Below are 20,640 nucleotides of genomic sequence, written 5' to 3'. Positions count from 1 at the left end.
GCACGCGGTCCCACCGGGCAGGACTAAGGCCGGGCCCTGCTGTCCGGCACGCCGCCCCGCGCTTGCCTGCGCGCACTTCGCTTGCCCTCGGCACCTTGTTCCCATACCGCTCCCTCTGCATGGCATCTCATCCAGCCGTCCTGCCTCCTTGCAAAGGCCGGTAAGATGCGCGCCCTTCAAAGCCGCGCTCCGCTCCTGGCTCCCGCCCGGCCCTGCAGGCCCCCGCCGCCGCACCCCTGGATTGCGGCGCATGCGGGGCCTGCCCTACCACTCTTTCCGACGCTTTTTCGCTATGCAAACGACTTTCCGATCGCGTATCGCGCTGATCGCCGCCCCCGTGCTGGTCAGCCTGGTCCTGGCCGCACCCGCACTGGCCCAAGACATCACCCTCCGTGGCGCGGGCGCTTCCTTTCCTGCCAAGGTGTATGCCCAGTGGGCCAGCCACTATGCGCAGGAGCGCGGCACCAAGGTCCAGTACGCAGCCGTCGGCTCTACCCAAGGCGTGCAGCAGATCAAGGCGCAGCAGGTCGACTTCGGCGCCACCGACATTCCCCTGTCGCCGCAGGAGCTGGCCCAGCATCACCTGATCCAGTTCCCCACGCTGGTGGGCGGTGTGGTGCCGGTCGTGAACCTGCCGGGCGTAGCCAGCGGGCGGCTGCGCCTGGATGCGCAGGTGCTGGCCGCCATCTTCGCCGCACGCATCGACCACTGGAACGACAAGGCGATTGCCGCGCTGAACCCTGAATTGAAGCTGCCCAACCTGCCGATCACGCGCGTCGTGCGGGCCGACGGCTCGGGCACCACGCAAGTGCTGCTCGCCTACCTGCGGCTGGCCGCGGCCGCGGACGACAGCGCCATCCCCCTCAAGGACGGACGTGCGAATTGGCCCGCCGGCGGCGCGATCCAGGCCGTGGAGGGTTCCAGCAAGATGGTGGCGGCGGTGCAGGCCACCGCCGGTGCCCTGGGCTACGTGTCATCGGACTATGTGGTGGGCGACGGTCCCGCCGCCGTCGCGCTGCGCAACCGGCGCGGCGAATGGGTGACCCCTTCGGTGGCGAGTTACCGCGCCGCCGTGCGCGGCGCCAACCTGTTTCGTGACGGCCTGAACGCGCCGCCGCTGGTGGACGTGGACAGTCCCATGGCCTGGCCCATCGTGTCAGCCACCTACATCGTGATCAACAGCAAGCCCGCCGCGCCCGAGCGCACGGCACGCGCGCTCAACTTCTTCTATCGCTCGTTCCTGATGGGCGACCGCGCGGTGGCCGGCACCGGCTTTGCGCCACTGCCCGCCGAGACGCAGGCCCGCGTAGTGGCGCTGCTGAGCACGGTGCGCGCACCGGACGGCAAGCCGCTGCCCGTGATGGGCGGAGCAGAGGAAGGCGCGGGCGCGCGGCTCGCGCTGCGCTGAGCCGCACCGCGCCCTGACAGATCAGGTGTTCTTGCTGATCGAGATGGTGGGGAACTTGCTGGAGAAGTCCTTGGCCTGCTGCGCGATCTTCACGGCCACATCGCGCGCCACCTTCTTGTAGATCTGCGCGACCTCGCCGTCAGGGTCGGCCACCACGGTGGGCTTGCCGCTGTCGGCCTGCAGGCGGATATGCATGTCCAGCGGCAGCGCGCCCAGGTAGTCCATGCCATAGTCGGCGGCCATCTTCTTGCCGCCGTCGGCGCCGAAGATGTGCTCCACATGGCCGCAGTTGCTGCACACGTGCACGGCCATGTTCTCCACGATGCCCAGGATGGGCACGCCCACCTTCTCGAACATCTTGATGCCCTTCTTGGCGTCCAGCAGCGCAATGTCCTGGGGCGTGGTGACGATCACGGCGCCGGTCATGGGCACGCGCTGGCTCAGGGTGAGCTGGATATCGCCCGTGCCCGGCGGCATGTCGATGATGAGGTAATCCAGGTCTTTCCAGTTGGTCTGGCGCAGCAGCTGCTCCAGCGCCTGCGTAGCCATGGGGCCGCGCCAGATCATGGCCTCGTCCTGGTCCACCAGGAAGCCGATGGACATGACCTGCACGCCGTAGTTCTCGAGCGGCTCCATGGTCTTGCCGTCCTCGCTCTCCGGGCGGCGGCTGATGCCCAGCATCATGGGCTGGCTGGGGCCGTAGATGTCGGCATCCAGCACGCCCACGCGGGCGCCTTCGGCGGCCAGCGCCAGGGCCAGGTTGGCGGCTGTGGTGCTCTTGCCCACGCCGCCCTTGCCCGAGGCCACGGCGATGATGTTCTTCACCTGCGGTAGCAGCTGTACCCCCCGCTGCACCGCGTGCGCGATCACCTTGGTGTTGATGTTGACCGACACGTTCTCCACGCCCGCCACTGCCTTGGCAGCGGCGATGAACTGGCGGCGCAACTCGGGCACCAGGCTCTTGGCGGGGTAGCCCAGCTCCACGTCGAAGGCGACATCGCCGCCGTTGATCTGCACATTGCGCACCGCGCGCGTGCTCACGAAGTCCTTGCCCGTGTGCGGATCCTGGACGCCGGCGATCGCCGCCAACAATGCCTGTTCTGTGAGTGCCATGGTTGTGTGGTTTGCTGAAGAGAAAGCCGGAGTCTAGCCAAGCGGCCTTGGCACTGGCGCGCCTGTGCCTTTGTTTGCCTACAGCCCACGCAGCTGGCGCGCCACGCTGCGCAGCATGCCGATGAACGCCAGCAGCCAGGCCAGCAGCGCCACGGCAAAGAACAGCCGGGGCAGCGCATCCAGAAAGCCAAAGGCCATGGCCTGGTCCATCTGCCAGGTGCAGGCCGCGTACATGCCCAGCGGAAACACCGCGCCCCAGTACAGCGGGTCGTAGCGCAGCGGAAAGCGGCGCACGCCGTGGCGCCAGATGCCCAGCAGCACCAGCATGGGAATCCACCAGGTGCCCGCGGCCCAGTAGAACACCGTGAAGCCCTTGAGGAACGGCAGCAGCGACACCAGGAACGGCGCCTGTGGCGCGTTCAGGATCAGCAGCGATCCGGCCAGCGTGGAAATGGCCATGGCCCCCATGTTGATCCAGTACGGCGGCGACAAGTCGCCCGGCGAGAAGGGAAAGAACAGGTAGCGGTAGAAGATCAGCGCCATCATCCAGATGTAGAGCATGCCGCCCCACAGCCACATGGACAGCGCCAGCAGGTTGAGTTCCAGCCGCAGCGGCTGGCCGATGCGCGCGGCCAGCAGTGCGCTGGACACGGCCAGCGCCTGCGTGGACACCACGGCCAGCAGCCAGGCACCGCTGATGCCCCGGTCCAGCGCGGGCTTGTCCCGGCGGATGGTGAAGGCCGTGAAGATGGTGTAGGTCAACACCAGCCACAGCAGCGCCGCCAGCGCCCATAGCGCGAAGCCCAGCGGCACATGGCCCAGCAGCACGATACACTGGCTGGCCAGGATGCCCGTGGCAGCCACCATGGTGAAGTAGCCGGTCCCGCGCGCGTGGTCCACCATGTCACCAAAGAAACGCCGCGGATAGCGCCAGGCCCGCAGTACATACAAGATCCACAGCACCACGTACTGCACGGCATTCAAGGCCAGCAACGCGCGCGCTAGCAGGGGATGGCCCAGCATGTCCGCAGCCAGTGAAACGATGCCTGTGGCCATGACCAGGCCGAAGTAGGCTGGCGACAGCTCGCGCAATCCCCCCTGCCCCGCCGGAGTAGCCAGCTGCGGCGGCGACCCCGGCGGCGTGTTCAACGCAGCTCCAGCCGTGCCGGCCCCGCCTGCACGCTGCCGATCACCGCCGCCTGCGCGAAGCCCTCGCGCGCGAACACCGCGAGCACGTCCTGCACGCTGTCCGGCGCGCAGGCCACCAGCAGGCCGCCCGAGGTCTGCGGGTCCGTCACCAGCGCCTGTGCGGTGGCCGGCAGGCCGGCGTCCAGCGCCACGCCCTCGCCATAGCCGGCCCAGTTGCGGCCGCTGGCGCCGGTCACGAAGCCCGCCGCGGCCAGGTCCGCCACGCCGGGCAGCAGCGGCACGCGCGCCCAGTCGATCTGCACCGTGACGCCCGCGCCGCGCGCCACCTCCAGCGCATGGCCGGCCAGGCCGAAGCCCGTCACGTCGGTGATGGCGTGCACGCCGGGCAGCTCGGCCAGCAGCGGGCCGGGGGTGTTCAGACGCGTGGTGGCGGCAATCATCTCGCGGTAGTGGGCGTCGGCCAGTTGCTCCTTCTTCAGCGCAGCCGAATACACGCCCACGCCCAGCGGTTTGCCCAGCACCAGCACGTCGCCCGGCTGGGCGCCGGCGTTGCGGCGCACCCGGTCCGGGTGCACCAGGCCCATGGCCACCAGGCCGTAGATGGGCTCGACCGAGTCGATGGTGTGGCCGCCCGCGATCGGGATGCCCGCCGCGCGGCACACGTCCTGCCCGCCGCGCACGATGGCGCCGATCACGTCCAGCGGCAGCGTGTTCACCGGCATGGCCACCAACGCCAGCGCCATGATGGGCTTGCCCCCCATGGCGTACACGTCGGACAGTGCGTTGGTGGCAGCGATGCGGCCGAACTCGTATGGGTCGTCCACGATGGGCATGAAGAAGTCCGTGGTAGCCACCAGCGCCTGGCTCTCGTTCAGTCGGTACACGGCCGCGTCGTCCGAGGTCTCGATGCCCACCATCAACTCGGGCGGCATGACGGCGCCCGCGCCGCTTTGCTGCAGGATCTGCGACAGCACGCCCGGCGCGATCTTGCAGCCGCAGCCGCCGCCATGCGATAGCGAGGTCAGGCGCGGATGGGAAGGGGCGGCGGTGGGGGCGGAAGCATTCATGGCAAACAGGGAAAAAGCGCGGTGACGGACAATGGCGCCTGCCCCGACGCACAAAAGTGTGCCGCGGGCGCGCCGCGCGCATCATCCCAGATTCGCACCTGCCCGGCTTTGTTCAGCACCGCATTCCCGTGTCCCACCACCGCCCCATCCGTCCCGAAGACCGCCACCAGTTCGACGCCCTCATCGACGCGCGCTCGCCCGCCGAATACGCCGAGGACCACATCCCCGGCGCGATCAACTGCCCGGTGCTGAACGACGAGGAGCGCGCCATCGTCGGCACCATCTACGTGCAGCAAAGCGCCTTCGAGGCGCGCCGCGTGGGCGGGGCCATGGTGGCGGCCAACCTGGCGCACCACCTGCGCACGCATTTCGCCGACAAGCCTGCGCACTGGCGCCCGCTGGTCTACTGCTGGCGCGGCGGCATGCGCAGCGGCTCCATGGTGCAGTGGATGCGCCTGGTGGGCTGGGACGCGCAGCAGCTCGCCGGCGGCTACAAGTCCTTTCGCCGCCATGTGATGACGCAGATCGAGACCCTGGTGCCGCAGCTGGAGCTGCGCGTGCTGGTGGGCGCCACCGGCAGCGCCAAGACGCGCGTGCTGCAGCAGCTGGCCGGCATGGGCGCGCAGGTGCTGGACCTGGAGCACTACGCCCGCCACAAGGGCTCACTGCTCGGCGCGCTGCCGGGCGTGCCCCAGCCATCGCAGAAAAATTTCGAGACACAGATCGCCACCGCACTGGAGGCGCTGGACCTGTCCCGCCCCGTGTATGTGGAGGGTGAGAGCGCGCGCATCGGCCGCCTCACGGTACCCGTGCCGCTGGAGCAACGCCTGCACGCCGCCGCGTGCATCGAGATCGAAGCCACGCCCGAAGAGCGCCTGGCCTACCTGCTGCGCGACTACGCTTACCTGGGCGACGACCCCGATGCACTGGCCAAGCGCCTGGGCACGCTCACCGAGCTGCAGGGCAAGGAAGTCGTGCAGCGCTGGCAGGCCTGGGCCCGGGCGGGGGAGCTGTCCGCGCTGTTCGCCGAGCTGATGCTGCTGCACTACGACCCGCACTACGGACGCTCGCAGGCGCGCAACTTCACGCACTGGGAGACACGCCAGCGCGTGGGCGCGCCGGACCTGTCGCCCGAGGGCATCGCCAGCGTGGCGCAGGCCGTGCTGGCGCTGGAATAGTTCGGCGTCAAATCAGGCTGTAGCGCTTTATGGATAAGCGCAAGCAGCTATCATTTTTGAAACCCTCTCGCGCACATGAAATCCCGGCGATTCGTGCGGGAACACGCCGCCTTCGGCTAGGCTCAAACCCACCTCATTCCTCAAGGACTCCTTTGTGAAACTGAAGATGGCCCCGAACTCGGGCTTCGCAATCCTGCTGCGCTCGCCCTGGTGGGTGAGCTTTGCCATCGCCGCCGCCATCGTGCTCGTCTGCGGCGCGCTGCTGCCGGGGGACATCGCCCCGTTCGCCGCCATGGGCGCGCTGCCGATCGCCGTGATCGGCTGCATCGCCGCGTGGCGCCAGTGGCGCGCCCCCAGCGCCGCGCGCGTTCAGGGTGCCCTGCAGGCCGCTGCCGCCATGCCGTGGAAGGATTTCGCCAACACGCTGGAGCGCGCATGGCGCACCGAGGGGCACGAGGTGCAGCGCCTGGCCGGCCTGCACGCGGACCTGCGCATCACGCAGGGCGACCGCGCGGTGCTGGTGGCCGCACGCCGCTGGAAGGCCGCCACGCATGGCGTGGAACCCCTGCGTGAACTGCACGCCCAAGCGCAGCAGCAAGGCGCGCAGGCCGTGTACGTGGCGCTGACCGGCACCGTGAGCGAGACCGCACGCAGCTTTGCGCGCGAGCATGGCGTGGTGCTGCTGGAGGGCGATGCCCTGGCTGCCCTGCTGCTCAAGGCCACGCCCGCAGGTTAAAAAAACAGGGCGCAACCCAAGCCGCGTGGCTCCATGACCCACTCCCCTGCCCCTGCGCACACCGGCCTGGTGCTGATGGGCGGCGGCGCGCGTGCCGCCTACCAGGTGGGCGTGCTGCAGGCGATTGCCGACCTGCGGCTGGCTTGCGGCGAGCGGCGCGGGCCGGGGCCATTCGGCATCCTCACCGGCACCTCGGCCGGCGCCATCAACGCGGCGGCCCTGGCCTGTGGCGCGGACCAGTTCGACCGCACGGTGCGGCGCCTGGCGCGCGTGTGGACCCAGTTCCATGCCCGACAGGTGTACCGCGCCGACTCCCTGAGCGTGATGCGCAGCGGCGCGCGCTGGCTCACGCTGCTGTCGCTGGGCTGGGCTCTCACCCGCTGGAGCCGCATGCGCCCGCACTCGCTGCTGGACAACGCGCCGCTCGCGCAACTGCTGGACCAGTTGGTACCGCTGGCGCGCGTGCCGCGGCTGATCCGCGCGGGCCACCTGCGCGCCCTGGCGGTGACCGCGTCCAGCTACAGCTCGGGCCAGCACGTGGCGTTCTTTGACGCCGGAGACGCCCAGGAGCCCTGGGTACGCTCATTGCGCAAATCCGCGCGCGGCCCCATCACGCGCAACCACCTGCTGGCCTCGTCGGCCATTCCGTTCATGTTCCCGGCAGCGCCACTGGCCATCGACGGGCACACCGAATACTTCGGCGACGGCTCCATGCGCCAGACCGCGCCGCTGGCGCCCGCCATCCACCTGGGTGCGCAGCGCCTGCTGGTGGTGGGCACCAGCCGCACCTATGAGCCGCCGCGCCCCTGCATGGCTGGCACGCAGCAGCCCTACCCGGCGCTGGCCCAGGTGGCGGGCCACACGCTGTCCAACATCTTTCTGGATGCGCTGTCGGTGGATATCGAGCGCGCTCAGCGCATCAACCAGACGCTGGCGCTGATTCCGCCCGAGGCCCGCAGCCACAGCCCGCTGCGGCCGCTGGAGCTGCTGGTGTTCGCCCCCTCGCGCAACCTGGACGAGATGGCGGCGCGGCATGTGTGCGATCTGCCGGGGACCATCCGCACCCTGCTCAGTGCGCTGGGCGTGCGCGCCGACCGGCCTGACGCGGGCACCGGCGCGCTGGCCAGCTATTTACTGTTCGAGCGGGGTTACACGCAAGAGCTCATGGCACTGGGCCACGGGGACGCGCTGGCGCGGCGCAGCGAGATCTGCGCCTTCTTCGGCTGGCAGGACCACGGCAATCCCGTGCGGGCGCCGCGGAACTGACACGCCCTAAAATCGAGGGTTGCGCCTCGAAACCCGAGGCGACTGGAGAGCCGCCCCCGATGACCGCACGCAAGATCTTCGTCACCACCGCCCTGCCGTATGCCAACGGCAATTTCCACATCGGCCACATCATGGAGTACATCCAAGCCGACACCTGGGTGCGCGCACAGCGCATGCAGGGCAACGCGGTCAATTTCGTCGGCGCGGACGACGCCCATGGCGCGCCCATCATGATTGCCGCCGAGAAGGCGGGTAAGACGCCCCAGCAGTTCGTGGCCGACATCGCCGCCGGGCGCAAGCAATACCTGGATGGCTTTCACATCGCCTTCGACAACTGGAGTAACACCGACAGCCCGGAGAACCACGAGCTGTCCCAGCAGATCTACCTGGACCTGAAGGCCGCCGGCTTCATCGAGACGCGCACCATCGAGCAGTTCTTCGACCCCGAGAAGAACATGTTCCTGCCCGACCGCTTCATCAAGGGCGAGTGCCCGCGCTGCCATGCCAAGGACCAGTACGGCGACAACTGCGAGGTCTGCAGCTCGGTCTACGCGCCCACCGACCTGATCAACCCCTACTCGGCGCTGTCGGGCGCCAAGCCGGTGCTCAAGACCTCCGAGCACTTCTTCTTCAAGCTCTCCGACCCGCGCGCGGTGGAGTTCCTGACCGAGTGGACGCAGAACGGCCAGCATGTGCAGCCCGAGGTGGCCGCCAAGATCAAGGAATGGTTCGGCACGCGCACCAATCCCGACGGCACGACCAGCGAAGGTCTGGACGACTGGGACATCTCCCGCGACGCCCCCTATTTCGGCATCGAGATCCCCGATGCGCCGGGCAAGTACTTCTACGTGTGGCTGGACGCCCCCGTGGGCTACCTGGCCTCGCTCAAGAACCTCTTGAACAAGCGCGGCGAGGACTACGACGCCTACATGGCCGACCCGCAGCTGGAGCAGTACCACTTCATCGGCAAGGACATCATCACCTTCCACACGCTGTTCTGGCCCGCCATGCTGAAGTTCAGCGGCCGCAAGACGCCCACGAAGATCTGCGTGCACGGCTTCATGACCGTGAACAACGGCGAGAAGATGAGCAAGAGCCGCGGCACGGGGCTGGACCCGCTCAAATACCTGGCCCTGGGCATGAACCCCGAGTGGCTGCGCTACTACCTGGGCGCCAAGCTCAACGGCAAGAACGAAGACATCGACTTCAACCCTGAAGACTTCATGGCCCGCGTGAATTCCGACCTGATCGGCAAGTACGTGAACATCGCCAGCCGTGCCGCGGGCTTCATCTACAAGCGCTTCGGCGGCAAGCTGGGCGAAGTCAGCGCCGATGGCCAGGCGCTGCTGGCGCAGCTGCGCGAACAGGCCGGTCCCATCGTTGCAGCCTACGAGGCGCGCGACACGGCCCGTGCCGTGCGCGAGACCATGCTGCTGTGCGACCGCGTGAACAGCTACGTGGACGCCAACAAGCCCTGGGAGCTGGCCAAGCAGGAGGGCATGGAGGCGCGCCTGCAGGACGTCTGCACCACCTGCATCGAGGCCTTCCGCATCCTGACGATCTACCTCAAGCCCATCCTGCCGCAGGTGGCGGCCGAGGTGGCCCGCTTTCTCATCGTGCCGCCCGAGCAGTTTGCCGAAGTGGCCCAGCCCCTGGGCGCCGGCCACCAGATCGGCCAGTACCAGCACCTGATGCAGCGCGTGACGCAGGAGCAACTGGACGCGCTGTTCGAGCCGCCGGCTCCCGCAGTCGAAAAGGTCATCCCTGGCGGAGAGGAAATCGCCCCGACGATCACCATCGACGACTTCGCCAAGGTGGATCTGCGCATCGCGAAAATCGTGAAATGCGAGGCCGTGGAAGGCTCCACCAAGCTGCTGCGCCTGACACTGGACGTGGGCGAAGGGCAGACACGCAACGTCTTCAGCGGCATCGCCAGCATGTACAAGCCCGAGGACCTGCAGGGCAAGCTCACGGTGATGGTGGCCAATCTGGCACCGCGCAAGATGAAGTTCGGCCTGAGCGAGGGCATGGTGCTGGCCGCCAGCCACGCCGACGAGAAGGCGCACCCCGGCATCTTCGTACTGGAGCCCTTCCCCGGTGCGCAGCCGGGCATGCGCATCCACTGATGCCCCGCCCCGGGCGATCGCGCCAGCCCCTGCGCCTTGCGGCGGCAGGGGTTTTTTTGTGCGCCTTGCTTTCGGGGTGCACGGTGGTGGCGGTGGGTGCAGCCGCCGTCAGTGTCACGGCGACCGCCGTGGGGCTGGCGGCCGACGCCGCCGTGGGCACGGCCAAGGTTGTCGGTAAAGGCGTGGGCAAGGCCTATGACGCGATGACCGACGAAGAAGACCACAGCGGCATCACCATCCGCTACCGCGAAGGCGGCGCACCGCAGCCGCTGCCGGATGCCCCGCCGCAGGAGCAGGCGGCACCCACGCCTGAGGCGCTGCCGTAGCCGCTGCGCGCGTTGCCTGGCGGCGCCCGCCACAGGACGGACACACGGTCACGCCGAGGGCTCGCCCGGTGGCCGCGCGGCCTGCCGCCACTGCCCCGGTGTGCAGCCTGTCCAGCGGCGAAAGGCCCGGTTGAACACGCTGGGCTCCGCGAACCCCAGCGACTGGCTGATCTCGCCCAGCGGGCGGTCCGCCTGCGCCAGCGCGTGCAGTGCGGCCTGGTGCCGCGCCGCGTCCAGTACGGCGGTGTAGCTCAAGCCCAGCGCCTGCATGCGTCGCGCCAGGGTGCGCTCGCTTGTATCTTTAAACCAGACCAGCGCGGTAGAGTCTGAACGCCGTTGAGGCGGCCAGACCGGCCCGTGCAGTTTGGTAGGCGCTGGGGTGATAGAGCCCGTGACTGAGTACAGAACGCATGGCCGCCGCGCTGGTCTTCGTGAAGCCCGAACGGTTACGCGCGCCTTGATTGAGCGCGCATGCACAAGCAAGGGATCTGAAGATCATGTCTGTTACCTCAGTGACGGTGGGCATCGACGTGGCCAAGGCGCACGTGGATGTCTGTGTGCTGGGTGCCAAGAGCAGCGCCCAGCGGTTTGACAACGATGCCGAAGGCCACTCGGCGCTGGCGGCTGCCCTGCAGCCCCTGGACGTGGGTCTGGTGGTGATGGAGGCCACCGGCGGCTACGAGGCCGCGTTAGCGTGTGCCCTGCAGGCCACAGGCCTGCCCGTGGCGGTCATCAACCCGCGCCAGGCGCGCGACTTCGCCAAATCCATGGGACGCCTGGCCAAGACCGACGCGGTGGATGCGCGCACGCTGGCCGAGCTGGCAGCGGTGCTGCTGCGCCGCGACGATCTGCAGCGCTTCTTGCGCCCCCTGGCCGATGAGCGCCAGCAGTGGCTCGCGGCCCTGGTCACGCGCAGGCGCCAGTTGCTGACCATGCTCCATTCGGAGCGCCAACGGCTGCAGATCACGCCCAAGAAGCTGCACGCCAGCATCGAGGCCATCGAGGCGGCGATCAAGGCGCAGCTCGATGAGATCGAAGAGCAGATGGTCACGCATGTGCGCGAGCACTTTGGGGAGCTCGACACGCTGCTGCAGTCGGCTGCGGGAGTCGGCCCGGTGGCCAGTGCCACGATGATTGCCGAGCTGCCAGAGCTGGGCCGGCTGAACCGGCGCGAGATCGCTGCATTGGTGGGCGTGGCGCCCATGGCCAATGACTCCGGCGGCAGCAAGGGCAGGCGGCGCGTACAAGGCGGGCGCTTCGAGATCCGCCGCGTGCTGTACATGGCAACGCTCACGGCCACCCGCTACAACCCGGCCATCAAGGCCTTCTACGAGCGTCTGAAGGCCGCTGGCAAGTTGCCCAAGGTCGCCCTGGTCGCTTGCATGCGCAAGTTGCTCACCACGCTCAACGCCATGGTGCGCACTGGAAAACCTTGGGACAAGTCGCTTCATTGCGCTTGACTTCGAAGACGGTTACTCAGTCCCAGCGCTGCCGCGGCCTGGGCGCGCTCGGGGGCCTTGCCGTGCAGCGGCGCTTGCAATTGATCGGCCATCCATGCGTGCAGCGCCTGCGCCAGGTCGGCCGGCGCTGACAGTGCCGCCAGCCGTGTCGTCGCATGTTCGCGGTGCAGGCGCGCGAGCTGCTCGTCGGCCTGGGGCAGCGGCGCGTCCAGCAGCGCGTTGTCCAGCAGCACGCCGCTGAAGGCCTGCTCGAATTCCACGGCGCAGCCGAAGGCCTCGCGGTAACCCGCCAGCGGCCCGATGCGTGCCTGGCTGAACTGCACCTGCCGCGGACGCACCACCTGTCCCGTGACCCACCGCGCAAACGCCACGACCGCGGCCAGCACCGCCTCGATCTGGTGCGGGCTGAATGCCAGCGCGCCCTGGCGCGGGTGGTACACCACCCAACTGGCGGTTTCGCCCGCGATCATCTGGAAACGCCCGCCGTCGCTGATGAGGCGCTGGTACTGCTGCACCGCGGCAATGGCCGCGCGCAGGCTGGACGCGGACTGCAGCAGGTAGCTCACCACATTGAAACTGCCCGGCCCCACCTGTGCCCCCACCTTGAGGCCAAAACCCGAATCCTGCGTGCAGTGCACGGCTGCGCGCCACAGCCGCGTGATGTGGTCAATGGGCCAGCGCTCGTGCGCCAGCTCGGCCGGTGCGATGCCCGCCCGCGCCAGCAGGCGCTCGCGCGCCACGCCCGCGCGCTCGGAGGCGGCCAGCACGGTGTTCACCCAACTCATCGAAACGCTGGCCTGCAAGGTCAATTTCTATGGCCTCCAAAGTCTATGCCGCGCCATGATATGCCGCTATTTTGGCCGGCAGTGCGCCACACAGAGCGCGCAAGGAGACAGCCGCATGGCAACCCAACATTCCGACACCGTCGTCATTGGTGGCGGTCTGGCCGGCATCGTGGCCGCGCTGGAGCTGCTGCGCGCGGGCCAGCGCGTCACGCTGGTGGACCGCGACACGCCTGAACGCTTCGGCGGCCTGGCGCTGTGGGCCTTCGGCGGCATGGCCCTGGTGGGCACGCCGCTGCAGGCAAAGATGAAGATCCCCGACACGCCCGAGCGTGCGCTGGCCGACTGGCTGCGCTTTGGCGAGCTGGACGCTGACGACCACTGGCCCCATGCCTGGGCGCGCTACTACGTGGAGCATTCGCGCGCGCAGGTGCACGACTGGCTGCTGCAGGAGGGCGTGAAGTTCATGCCCGCGGTGAACTGGGTGGAGCGTGGATTGAACGGCGAGGGCAACAGCCTGCCGCGTTACCACATCGTCTGGGGCACCTCGCGCGAACTCACGCGCTGCCTGATCGCGGCACTGCGGCGTGCGGGTGAAGGCAGCAGGCTCACACTGCTACACGGCCACCGCGCCACGGCACTGGACCACCAGGGTGGACGGATCTCCGGCGCCGTGGCGGTGAACGAAGCCACGGGCGAAGAGGTGCGGCTGCACGCCCCGGTGGTGGTGCTGGCCATGGGCGGCATCAACGGCGGGCACGAGGAGACCCGCGCCAACTGGCCCCAGGGCCGGCCGCGCCCCGCCGCCATGCTCAATGGCGCGCACCCCTTCGCCGATGGCAAATTGCACCGCCACGCCGCCCACCTGGGCGCGCAGATCACGCACGCGGGCGAAATGTGGAACTACGCCGCCGGCTTTCCGCACCCGTTTCCGCATTTTGAAGGGCATGGCCTGTCGGCCATCCCGTGCAAGTCGGCGCTGTGGCTGAACCACCGGGGCGAGCGCATCGGCCCCGCGCCGCTGGTCACCGGCTTCGACACGCACTGGCTGTGCCAGCGTGTGGCCGCGCAGGAAAAGCCCTGGACCTGGCACCTGCTCAACTGGCGCATCGCGGCCAAGGAGTTCGCCATCTCCGGCGCCGAGCACAACCAGCGCATCCGCGACAGGCAATTCCCGCAGTTCCTCAAGGAAACGCTGCTGGGCAACCACCGCCTGGTGCGCCAGATGCAGCGGCAAAGCCCGCATTTCCTGGTGGACGACACCCTGGCGGGGCTGGCCGCGAAGATGAACGCACTCACCGCCTCGCTCGATGTGGCGCCTGAGGTACTGCAGGCCACGGCCGACGCCTTCGACGCCAACTTTGCCCACGGCGCCAAGCTGCACAACGACGACCAGATCCGCCGCATCCTGCACGCGCGCCAGTGGGGCCCCGACCGGCTGCGCACCTGCGCGCCCGCACCGCTGCAACAACCCGGCGCGGGGCCGTTCATCGCCATCCAGATGCAGCTCATCACGCGCAAAAGCCTGGGCGGGCTGCAAACGGACCTGCACAGCCGCGTGCTCGACGGCGCAGGCCAGCCCATCGACGGCCTGTACTGCGTGGGCGAGGCGGCGGGCTTCGGCGGCGGCGGTGCGAACGGCAAGCGCTCGCTGGAAGGCACCTTTTTGCCCGGCTGCATCCTCACCGCGCGCGCAGCGGCGCGCGCCATCACCGGGAGGGCCGGCGCATGACCCACTACCCCGCATCGGTCGCCGACTGGCGCCACCGGGCCGCGCAGCGCCTGCCGCGCTTTCTGTTCGACTACATCGACGGCGGCGCCAGCGACGAGCGCACGCTGGCGGCCAACGTGCAGGACTTCGCCGCCCTGCGCCTGCGCCAGCGCGTGCTGGTGGACGTGGCCCAGGTGGACACGCGCGCCACCCTGGCCGGCCAGCCCTGCGCGCTGCCGCTGGCGCTGGCGCCCATCGGCCTGGCGGGCATGGCCGCGCGCCGGGGCGAGGCGCAGGCCGCGCGCGCGGCGCACGCAGCGGGCGTGCCATTCACGCTCTCCACCGTGGGCATCTGCCCCATTTCCGAGGTGACGGCCGCGGCCGGTACGCCGCCCTGGTTCCAGCTCTACATGCTGCGCGACCGCGGCGCCGTGCGCGCGCTGCTGGACGGTGCCTGGGCCGCGGGCTGCCGCACGCTGGTCTTCACGGTCGATCTGCCGCTGCCCGGCATGCGCCTGCGCGACATCCGCCACGGCATGGCCGCGAGCGGCGCACGCCCGGCGCTCATCCGCGCCGCACAGGTGCTGGCGCGCCCCGGCTGGGTGCGGGACGTGGCGCTGCGCGGCCAGCCGCTGCGCTTTGGCAACCTGACCGCGCAAGTGCCCGGCGCGCGCGACCTGGGCGCCTTCAAGGCCCGGGTGGACGCGCAGTTCGACCCCAGCGTGACGTGGCGCGACATCGACTGGCTGCGCGGCCAATGGAAGGGCCGCCTGCTGCTCAAGGGCATCCTGGACGTGCAGGACGCCCAGGCCGCCGTGCAGGTGGGCGCGGACGGCATCGTCGTCTCCAACCACGGCGGGCGCCAGCTCGACAGCGTGGCCTCCACCGCCGCCAAGCTGCCCGCCATCGCCCAGGCCGTGGGCGCGCAGACCGAGGTGCTGGTGGACGGCGGCGTGCGCAGCGGCGTGGATGTGTTCAAGGCCCTGGCGCTGGGCGCGCGCGGCGTGCTCATCGGCCGCCCCTGGGTGTGGGCGCTGGCCGCGCAGGGCGAGGCGGGCGTGCGCACCCTGCTGGCCCAGTGGCAGCGCGAGCTGCTGCTGGCAATGACGCTGGCGGGCGTGACGCGCGTTGCCGACATCGGCCCCCAGCACCTCGACACGGATTGATGACAAAAAACGGCTCCAGCGCTTACCCATCAAGCGCTAGCAGCTATCAATAGCGAAGCAAGGAGATTCCCATGAACGGCGCACAAGCCCTGCTCAAGACCCTGGCCGATGCCGGCATCGAGGTCTGCTTCACCAACCCCGGCACGAGCGAGATGCACTTCGTCGCCGCGCTGGACAGCGAGCCGCGCATGCGCGCCGTGCTGGCGCTGTTCGAGGGCGTGGCCACCGGCGCGGCCGACGGCTACGCGCGCATGGCGGACAAGCCCGCCGCCACGCTGCTGCACCTGGGCTGCGGCCTGGGCAACGGCCTGGCCAACCTGCACAACGCACGCAAGGGCAAGGTGCCGGTGGTCAACATCGTGGGCGACCACGCCACGTACCACACGCAGTACGACGCGCAGCTGCAGTCCGACATCGAGACCGTGGCGCGCAACGTCTCGCCCGGCTTCGTGCGCACCGCGCAAAGCACTGCGGCCCTGTGCCAAGACGCGGCAGACGCCATTGCTGCCGCGCGCGGCCTGCCGGGCCAGGTGGCCACGCTGGTCCTGCCGGCCGACGTGTCGTGGGGCGAGGGCGGCCAGCCCTGTCCGCCCCCGGCGTTGCCCGCGCCCGCCGCCGCCAGCGACGAGGTGGTGCAGGCCCTGGCTCAGACCCTCATGCAGGCCATCCGCGCGGGCGAGAAGACCGTGCTGCTGCTGGGCGGCCACGCGCTGCGCGAGGGGGCGCTGCGCAGCGCCGCGCGCATTGCGGCCCACAGCGGCGTGCAGTTGCTCGCCGAGGTGTTCCCCACCCGCATGGAGCGCGGCGCGGGCCTGCCCGCCGTGGAGCGCGTGGCCTACCTGGCCGAGCTGGCCGGCGTGCAACTGGCGGGCGCGCGGCACCTGGTGCTGGTCGATGCCAAGTCACCCGTCTCGTTCTTCGCCTACCCCGGCAAGGCCAGCGACCTGGTGCCGACGGGCTGCACGGTGCACACCCTGTGCAGCCCGGCGCAGGACGCGGCGGCGAGCCTGGACAAGCTGGCCGCCGCGCTGGGCGCCAGCGCCACGCAGCCGCCCCTGGCCCCGGCGCAGCGCCCCGGCCGCCCGCGCGGGCCGCTCACCGCGCCCAAAGTGTGCAAGGCCGTGGGCCACCTGCTGCCCGAGAACGCCATCCTCATCGACGAGGCCATCACCTCCGGCCTGATGCTGGGCGTGATGACGGCGGGCTGCCCGCGCCACGACCTGATCACGCTGACCGGCGGGGCCATCGGCCAGGGCCTGCCCAATGCCGTGGGCGCGGCCATCGCCTGCCCCAACCGCCCGGTGATCGCACTGATCGGCGACGGCACGGCGATGTACACCCTCCAGGCGCTGTGGAGCATGGCGCGTGAGAACCTGCATGTGGTGTCGGTCATCTTCAACAACGCCAGCTACTCGGTGCTGAATGTGGAGCTGGAGCGCGTGGGCGCCGAGAAAGCGGGCCCCAAGGCCAAGTCGCAGCTCGACCTGAAGGGCCCGGTACTGAACTTCGCCCAGCTCGCGCAGGGCATGGGCGTGCATGCGGTGCGCGCCAGCACGGCCGAGGACTTTTGCCAGGCGCTGGAATACGCACTGGCGCACCCCGGGCCGCACCTGATCGAGGCGCTGGTGCCCGAGTCGCTCGCCGGCCCCAAACGCAAAGTGCTGCCCTGGCTGCTGCGCGCCCTGCCCAGCCTGCCGCCGCAGGTGGCACGCGCACTCAAGCGCAAGATTGCGCCGTAAGGCGGCCGAGAGCCCCACGCAAGAAAGCCCCGCACCGCGGGCTAGCCGTTCTGTTAAAGTGTTGCTAAGAAAGCTGTAATGGCTCAAAATTCCGCCCTAGTCAACGACTAGGGCGTTTCTTTGTCCAAGGAAAAATCTCATCCAACTTCAGTAAAGCCGACTAAGTGGCCGCCTAGATTTCCGCCGGCCGCGGCGGGTATTCAAGTCAATCACTGCAAGAACCCCAAGTGCGGTAACTTCGGCGTACCGCCCAAGCTTGCGGTTGCCCGAGGCGGGGCCGGTACTCCAGCTTCTTCCGTTGGCCCAGGCGACTACACCGTGGTCGCTACCGGTAAGGACCAGCCGGCACTGAAGTGCCGCCTGTGCGAGGAAATCACCCCTATGCAGAGCAACTTGGCGATTGCCGAGGAGCTTATGCGCATGTCGGAGTACCTTGAACCAGTACTCCCGCAGTGTCCGAACGAGGCCTGCTCTCTATCGGAGGGGGCGCCATCCCTTGAGAATGTGACTCGCTTCGGCACCAACGCCCACGGAACTCCCCGGTTCAAGTGTGTCGGCTGCAAGAAGGCGTTCTCCTTCGGCGGCCGGTCAACCAAGCGCCAACGTCGCAGTCACTCCAATCGCGATATCTTGGTGCATCTGATGAACGCCATGCCGCTGCGGCGCATCATCAAGGTCCTCGATATCTCCCCCAGCCAGCTATACGACCGCATCGACTTCCTCTATGAGCAGGCCCAGATGTTCGCCGGCGAGCGTGAGCGAACCCTCATGGGACGCGACGACCTAGGCTCAAGATATCTGTCGGTTGACCGGCAAAAGCTGGTGGTGAACTGGCACTCTAAGAAGGTGCGAAAGAACACACTTTTGCTGTCCATTGCAACGGCCGACCAGGCTACGGGCTATGTGTTCGGGGTCAACGTCAACTTTGACCCTGCGCTGGACTCTGCTGACGTAGAGAAGGACATGGTTCGCTTTGGCGACCATGCACTTGCCAGAGCGTTTCGCCGCTACGCGAGAGTCTGGCTACCGGCTGATTGGAATGCTGCGGCTGAGAGGGCGGCGCCTCGCGGAGGTACCTCCCGAAAGCCTATGGAATCGGTCATCGAAGAGACGTACGACGCAGCCTTAGGTCGCCCCGATATAGAAGATGGTGAAGGCCCCGCGAACTCATCCCGTGCCCCCGTAAAGGGCATGCTGCTGCATGAGCAAGTGGTGATGTACGCCCACATCCAGCTTGTCACTCGACTGCTCTGCCGTGCCAAGAAGATTCGCTTCTTCACAGACCAGGAGTCGGGCATACGTGCGGCCATTCTGACGGCCGTGCCGAAAAGGGTTCTGGACCGGACGGCTGACGCTTTCTATGTCAAGGTGCTCAAAGATATGTCAGTGGACATGAAGCGCGCGCTGGTTGGTGCAACCAAGCGGCGTCTGGCGCGCTTAGCGGAGAAATACGGGGTAACCCCTGAGGCTGCAGAACTTCTGGCTGCCGAGGAAGAACTGGCGCGCATGGTTGCCATCGGCAAGTGGGGGGACCGCTGGTTCCGCCATCCCATATCGGAGATGCGTGAGCCTGAGAAATCCGTTTGCTGGCTGACCGATATCGACCCGGTCGAAACCGAACCGGACAAGCGTCGGCTCCAGCTTAGCCACCAGGCGCTACTGCACCTGAAAGCCACCCTTACCGCTGTCGACCGCTTCTTTATGCAGGTCCGGCGAGGCCTCACGCTGGCAGAACGCGCGGTGGCCAGCGCCAACACCGACCGACGTCTCTGGTTCGGGAAGAGCGCCTACAACCCCGAAGTCCTGGTGAAGGTGCTCGGCATCTTCCGGACGTACTTCAACTACTGCGAGGTTGGCCGGGACGGGAAAACGCCGGCAATGCGGCTGGGGCTGGCGCGCGGACCCATAGCGCCCGAAGACATCATCTATTTCACTCCCGAACCGCCCGAAAGACGCCGCGCGCCTGCCGCTCGGTCGCTCAAGCCCTCCGGCCCCGTGGCTCACGCAAGCGAGTCACTTGCCGCGTAGGACCCGTAGTTCGAGGTGAGCTTGGTCCGCAGTCAGGGAGCTCACTCGCACTTGGTAGACAGAGAGGGGGGCTCCCGATTCAGGCCCCGAGGACTCTTCCCATTCGGCTACACCCCCTTCACCCTCGCCGCTCACCGAGGAAAGGTACGGGCTCCGCCCTGTGCAGGCCAGCACTACTGCCGGGGCTAGGGTCATCCGCGGCAGAATACCGGTTGGTTTGACCCAATTTGTTACTTCAGCGCCTCTGATAAGGACACGACAAGGCTGGCTGCCATTGTCTCGCCAAGCCTCAACGCTCAGAGAGACAGTCCGATTGCCGTATGCCACGGGAGTGCTGCCCCTGAAGTCCGGAGCGGGCTCGTCGTTGCAGGCAGTGAGGAAGCTGGCGGCACACACGAGCGCGACGCCTAGGGAAAGGGGCTTGAAATTCAGCATGTCCCTTATAGCGACCAAAGAAACGAAGCCCCTCGTGCCGAAGCAGAGGGGCTTGAATCAAGGGCTTAGCAACACCTTAACGGAACGGCTAGGCACCGCGGGGCTTTTTTTATATGAATGATTTCGGCCTCTGGCGCCCGTCACACAAGCGCGAGCAGCTCACTTTTTCATATCAACGGCATCAACCGCCCTGGTAGCGTCCCGGCCGGTGGCTCACCCACAGGAACACGCACATCACCACCGTGGCCAGCACCGACCAGGCCACGCGCTGCCATGGCACCACGCACAGCGCCAGCAGCACCACGCAGCAGTCGATGGCCAACTGCACCTTGCCAGCCCGGATGCCGTGGCGCTGCTGCGCGTAGAGCGACACGATGGTCGCGCCGCCCAGGCTGGACTGGTGGCGCGCCAGGAACAGCACGCCCGTGCCCATCAGCAACCCTCCGGCCACCGCGGCGAACGCCGGGTGCAGGTAGTCGATGTGGAACACGTTCGGCGCCAGCACCATCACCAGCGACAGCATGGCCACGCAGACGAAGGTCTTGAGCGTGAAGGCGCGCCCCAGGTGGCGCCAGGCAAACCAGTAGAACGGCAGGTTGATGAGAAAGTACACCGCGCCGAACGACCAGCCCGTGGCGTAGTGCAGCACGAACGCCAGCCCCGCCGTGCTGCCCGTGAGCAGCCCGGCCTGGGCGTACATGAGCATGGCCAGCCCGACGAACAGCGAGCCGGCGAACAGCGCCTGGGCGTCCTCGAACGGGCCGTGGCGCAGGGTGGCGTTGGAAGAGGGAACGTGCGCCGCGCCAGCGGGCGCGAGTGCGGAAAGAGACGATTGGGCGTGCAAAGTGTGTGCGGTGCGGCTGGCCATGGTGTGGTTCCTGAGCATCCTGCGGGCGGCGCTGGTGGCGCCGGGGCGCAATCATCTCATGGAAAACCCTAGGTCTGCTGGA

General features: G+C 68.3%; 17 protein-coding genes. 11 read left to right on the top strand and 6 right to left on the bottom strand.

What is annotated here, in order from left to right; all coding sequences use genetic code 11:
* Positions 1 to 292 precede the first annotated feature (292 nt).
* Complete coding sequence (gene pstS / locus MRB47_RS05120; RefSeq protein WP_252102083.1) at positions 293 to 1,408, top strand: phosphate ABC transporter substrate-binding protein PstS; 1,116 nt, start codon at positions 293 to 295, stop codon at positions 1,406 to 1,408.
* Between the two features lie 21 nt (positions 1,409 to 1,429).
* Here pstS and apbC read toward each other — a convergent pair whose 3' ends face one another.
* From apbC to selD, 3 genes are all read right to left on the bottom strand, one after another.
* Entirely contained in the window at positions 1,430 to 2,521 is a 1,092-nt protein-coding gene (gene apbC, locus MRB47_RS05115) for an iron-sulfur cluster carrier protein ApbC (protein WP_103737100.1), read from the bottom strand.
* Positions 2,522 to 2,599: 78 nt separating this feature from the next.
* Positions 2,600 to 3,670, bottom strand: a complete 1,071-nt coding sequence (locus tag MRB47_RS05110) for a tellurite resistance/C4-dicarboxylate transporter family protein (protein WP_252102082.1) — start codon at positions 3,668 to 3,670, stop codon at positions 2,600 to 2,602.
* A complete protein-coding gene (gene selD / locus MRB47_RS05105; protein WP_252102081.1) occupies positions 3,667 to 4,737 on the bottom strand; it encodes a selenide, water dikinase SelD in 1,071 nt (356 codons plus the stop codon). The genes MRB47_RS05110 and selD overlap by 4 nt, the downstream gene beginning before the upstream one ends.
* Before the next feature lie 128 nt (positions 4,738 to 4,865).
* On the opposite strand from selD, the gene mnmH reads away from it, so the two are divergent.
* From mnmH to MRB47_RS05080, 5 genes are all read left to right on the top strand, one after another.
* Positions 4,866 to 5,915: a tRNA 2-selenouridine(34) synthase MnmH gene (mnmH, locus tag MRB47_RS05100; protein WP_252102080.1), complete on the top strand. Its 1,050-nt coding sequence runs from the start codon at positions 4,866 to 4,868 to the stop codon at positions 5,913 to 5,915.
* A gap of 166 nt (positions 5,916 to 6,081) precedes the next feature.
* On the top strand, positions 6,082 to 6,651 hold the full coding sequence (locus MRB47_RS05095; RefSeq protein ID WP_252102587.1) for a restriction endonuclease: 570 nt from the start codon (positions 6,082 to 6,084) through the stop codon (positions 6,649 to 6,651).
* A gap of 33 nt (positions 6,652 to 6,684) precedes the next feature.
* Positions 6,685 to 7,917 carry a patatin-like phospholipase family protein gene (locus MRB47_RS05090; protein WP_088888439.1) on the top strand — a complete coding sequence of 411 codons (1,233 nt, stop codon included), beginning with the start codon at positions 6,685 to 6,687 and terminating at the stop codon, positions 7,915 to 7,917.
* Positions 7,918 to 7,976: 59 nt separating this feature from the next.
* On the top strand, positions 7,977 to 10,043 hold the full coding sequence (gene metG / locus MRB47_RS05085) for a methionine--tRNA ligase (protein ID WP_047349793.1): 2,067 nt from the start codon (positions 7,977 to 7,979) through the stop codon (positions 10,041 to 10,043).
* A gap of 65 nt (positions 10,044 to 10,108) precedes the next feature.
* Positions 10,109 to 10,369, top strand: a complete 261-nt coding sequence (locus MRB47_RS05080; RefSeq protein WP_252102079.1) for a hypothetical protein — start codon at positions 10,109 to 10,111, stop codon at positions 10,367 to 10,369.
* 48 nt (positions 10,370 to 10,417) lie between these two features.
* Here MRB47_RS05080 and MRB47_RS19930 read toward each other — a convergent pair whose 3' ends face one another.
* On the bottom strand, positions 10,418 to 10,846 hold the full coding sequence (locus MRB47_RS19930; protein WP_411275747.1) for a helix-turn-helix domain-containing protein: 429 nt from the start codon (positions 10,844 to 10,846) through the stop codon (positions 10,418 to 10,420).
* Between the two features lie 20 nt (positions 10,847 to 10,866).
* On the opposite strand from MRB47_RS19930, the gene MRB47_RS05070 reads away from it, so the two are divergent.
* Positions 10,867 to 11,829 (top strand): IS110 family transposase, encoded by a 963-nt coding sequence (locus MRB47_RS05070; RefSeq protein WP_011804582.1) that lies wholly within the window; start codon positions 10,867 to 10,869, stop codon positions 11,827 to 11,829.
* On the opposite strand, the gene MRB47_RS05065 is transcribed toward MRB47_RS05070, so the two are convergent.
* Positions 11,817 to 12,614 (bottom strand): AraC family transcriptional regulator, encoded by a 798-nt coding sequence (locus MRB47_RS05065; protein WP_252102077.1) that lies wholly within the window; start codon positions 12,612 to 12,614, stop codon positions 11,817 to 11,819. The two genes, MRB47_RS05070 and MRB47_RS05065, sit on opposite strands and share 13 nt — an antisense overlap.
* A 115-nt stretch (positions 12,615 to 12,729) precedes the next feature.
* Between MRB47_RS05065 and MRB47_RS05060 the strand changes: the two genes are divergently transcribed.
* The 4 genes from MRB47_RS05060 to MRB47_RS05045 all read left to right on the top strand — a co-directional run bounded on the left by MRB47_RS05060 (position 12,730) and on the right by MRB47_RS05045 (position 19,255).
* Positions 12,730 to 14,343: an FAD-dependent oxidoreductase gene (locus tag MRB47_RS05060; RefSeq protein ID WP_252102076.1), complete on the top strand. Its 1,614-nt coding sequence runs from the start codon at positions 12,730 to 12,732 to the stop codon at positions 14,341 to 14,343.
* Positions 14,340 to 15,488, top strand: coding sequence for an L-lactate dehydrogenase (locus MRB47_RS05055; RefSeq protein ID WP_252102075.1), 1,149 nt, complete (start codon positions 14,340 to 14,342; stop codon positions 15,486 to 15,488). Before MRB47_RS05060 ends, MRB47_RS05055 begins: the two co-directional genes overlap by 4 nt.
* Before the next feature lie 71 nt (positions 15,489 to 15,559).
* On the top strand, positions 15,560 to 17,227 hold the full coding sequence (locus MRB47_RS05050) for an acetolactate synthase large subunit (RefSeq protein ID WP_252102074.1): 1,668 nt from the start codon (positions 15,560 to 15,562) through the stop codon (positions 17,225 to 17,227).
* Positions 17,228 to 17,347: 120 nt separating this feature from the next.
* The gene (locus MRB47_RS05045; protein WP_252100595.1) at positions 17,348 to 19,255 is read left to right on the top strand and encodes a hypothetical protein; all 1,908 of its coding nucleotides are present in this window, start codon (positions 17,348 to 17,350) and stop codon (positions 19,253 to 19,255) included.
* A 616-nt stretch (positions 19,256 to 19,871) separates the two neighbouring features.
* Here the strand turns inward: MRB47_RS05045 and MRB47_RS05040 are convergent.
* Complete coding sequence (locus MRB47_RS05040; protein WP_123676274.1) at positions 19,872 to 20,558, bottom strand: YitT family protein; 687 nt, start codon at positions 20,556 to 20,558, stop codon at positions 19,872 to 19,874.
* Positions 20,559 to 20,640: the final 82 nt, after the last annotated feature.

The sequence above is a fragment of the Diaphorobacter sp. LI3 genome (genome assembly GCF_022807955.1).
GTDB lineage: Bacteria > Pseudomonadota > Gammaproteobacteria > Burkholderiales > Burkholderiaceae_C > Diaphorobacter > Diaphorobacter nitroreducens.
Note: the sequence above shows the minus strand (reverse complement) of the source record. Positions and strands in the feature narration are given on the sequence as shown.